This window comes from Geobacillus sp. LYN3 (assembly GCF_003064505.1).
In the GTDB taxonomy this organism is placed as follows: Bacteria; Bacillota; Bacilli; order Bacillales; family Anoxybacillaceae; genus Parageobacillus_B; species Parageobacillus_B toebii.
This window is the reverse complement of the sequence record NZ_QCWL01000001.1, coordinates 1,179,386-1,182,147: the sequence shown is the minus strand read 5'-3', so window position 1 is coordinate 1,182,147 and position 2,762 is coordinate 1,179,386. Positions and strand designations below refer to the sequence as shown.

Genomic DNA, 2,762 nt, shown 5'->3' with positions numbered 1-2,762 from the left:
CAAGGAGTCCGGTTCATGTCTCCTTTTTTGTTTAGTTGTCAATTTATGTCAGTGAATTTGCTCATCTACAGTAATATAGTTGCATGCTTGGTTAAACCGTTTCATTGTTTCCAGCAGCGCATGAAACTGTTCAAGAGTTGGCATTAATTTAATCTTGAGAGTGCAGAGCATTCTTGATTCACCTACCTTTCTAAATCCAGTGTACTTATGTTGAACGAAAAATTCAATATATACTAAAAATATAACCCCCGCCTTCCTCCCACAGCTAAAGCAGTGGGCTTCCGGCGGATGTTCTCGTGAAAAAAGGCTATCTCTCTTCTATCGAGATAGCCGTTTTCCATTATTTTGTATATTTTTTGAAAATCAACGTTGCATTATGTCCGCCAAATCCAAGAGAATTGCTTAACACTGCGTTTACTTCTTGCTTTCTTGCCTCATTTGGCACATAGTCCAAATCGCATTCCGGATCAGGAGTTTCATAGTTCATCGTCGGCGGAATCATTCCATCTTTAATCGCTAATACGGAAAATATCGCTTCTACTGCTCCAGCCGCTCCTAACAAATGACCGGTCATCGATTTTGTCGAGCTGATCGCAAGCTTGTATGCATGGTCGCCAAACACTTCTTTAATCGCCATCGTTTCATATTTGTCATTGTATTCCGTACTTGTACCATGGGCATTAATATAATCAATCTCTTCCGGATTCATTCCCGCATCCGCCAACGCTTGGCGCATCGCACGAACACCGCCTTCTCCGCCTGGAGCCGGCGCAGTAATATGATATGCATCCCCTGTCGCACCATAGCCGACAATTTCCGCATAAATCGGCGCACCCCGGCGCAACGCATGCTCTAGCTCTTCTAATACGAGAATGCCGGCGCCTTCACCCATGACAAAGCCATCCCGATTTTTATCAAACGGACGGCTTGCCGTTCTTGGGTCTGGGTTCGTAGATAATGCCGTATTTGCACAAAATCCGGCTAACGCCATTTTCGTAATCGGCGCTTCTGTACCGCCAGTAATCATTACATCGGCATCGCCGCGTTGAATGACCTTAAACGCATCACCAATGGAATTTGTCCCTGTTGCACAAGCAGTGACCGTACAAGAATTGATTCCTTTTGCACCTAGAATAATAGATACTTGCCCTGCTGCCATATCCGGAATCATCATTGGCACAAAAAACGGACTTACGCGACGGTAGCCGCGTTGTTGGAAAATTTCAAACTGCTGTTCAAACGTTTCCATTCCGCCGATGCCAGATCCGATCCAAACGCCGACTCTTGCCGCATTTTCTTCTGTAATTTCTAATTTTGCATCTTTTACCGCCATCAACGAGGCAGCGACAGCATATTGTGTAAAACGATCCATTTTACGTGCTTCACGTCGATCCATAAAGTCTTCCGGATTGAAATCTTTCACTTCTGCTGCTACTTTCGCCGGGAATTCATCTGGATTGACACGAGTAAGCACCCCTATTCCCGACTTGCCAGCAATAATGTTTTTCCATGTTGTTTCCACATCGTTTCCAAGCGGTGTTACTGCACCAAGACCTGTAACAACGACTCGTCTTTTTTCCATCGCTTTCGTCTCTCCTTTTTATCCGTATTGAGCTGCTAGCGGCCCCAACGTAAAGCGATTGCACCCCACGTTAATCCGCCGCCAAATCCAACCATAATTATGAGATCATCATCTTTGATTTTACCTGCTTCTAATTCTTCGACAATAGAAATCGGAATGGAAGCCGCTGAAGTGTTTCCATATTTTCGAATAGTTGTTGACATTTTCTCCTCCGGCAGTTCAAGACGCTGCCTTGCCGCCTCGACAATGCGAATATTCGCTTGATGTGGAATGAGAAAATCAACGTCGTTTTTCGATAATCCTGCTTTTTCTAAGACGTGAATGCACGATTCACCCATTTGACGAACGGCAAATTTAAACACTTCTCTACCGTTCATTACGATATATTCTTCTTTATATAAATGTTTTCCTCCTGTTCCGTCTGCACCTAATTCAAACGATAAAATACCACGTCCCTCGGAAACAGGCCCCATCACGACCGCACCAGCACCGTCGCCAAATAGCACTGCCGTATTGCGGTCATTCCAATCGATGATTTTGGATAATTTTTCAGCTCCCACTACCAATATATAACGATATGCGCCATTGTCAATAAATTGGCTTGCTGTGACCATTCCATAAATAAAGCCGGCACATGCCGCGCTAATATCCAATGCTGCTGCTTTTACCGCTCCAAGCCGTTCCTGCAGCATGCAGGACACAGATGGAAATGCCCTGTCAGGAGTTACCGTTGCTACTAAAATTAAATCAATATCTTGCGGAGAAATTTTTGCGTCCTCGATCGCTTTTTTCGCTGCAAAATATGCCATATCGGAAGTATCCATATCATCAGTGGCTATTCTTCGTTCTTCAATTCCCGTTCTCGTCCGAATCCATTCATCAGACGTATCCATCATCTTTTCCAAATCAAAATTTGTTAACACCTTTTCCGGCAAATACCGGCCGATTCCAATAATACCTGCTCCCACACTGAACATCTCCTTTAGTAGTATATAACCAATTATTATTACTTGGTACTAATTTTATCGGAAATAGAAAAAACGCGCAATAGAAATATGCAACACATGTGATTTGTCTAGTCACTTCTTAATTTTTTACATACAGTGCTATTGAACTACCCCCACTTACCGGCTAATGCCGGTGGAAGTGGGGGATTCTTGTTTCCTCTGGCCATAGTTGC

The 2,762-nt window shown here is 43.8% G+C and carries 2 protein-coding genes; both read right to left on the bottom strand.

The features are described 5' to 3' along the window. Positions 1 to 340 precede the first annotated feature (340 nt). Entirely contained in the window at positions 341 to 1,582 is a 1,242-nt protein-coding gene (gene fabF, locus DCC82_RS06160) for a beta-ketoacyl-ACP synthase II (RefSeq protein ID WP_012749437.1), read from the bottom strand. A 35-nt stretch (positions 1,583 to 1,617) separates the two neighbouring features. Next, positions 1,618 to 2,550, bottom strand: coding sequence for a beta-ketoacyl-ACP synthase III (locus DCC82_RS06155; protein ID WP_012749436.1), 933 nt, complete (start codon positions 2,548 to 2,550; stop codon positions 1,618 to 1,620). Positions 2,551 to 2,762 lie beyond the last annotated feature (212 nt).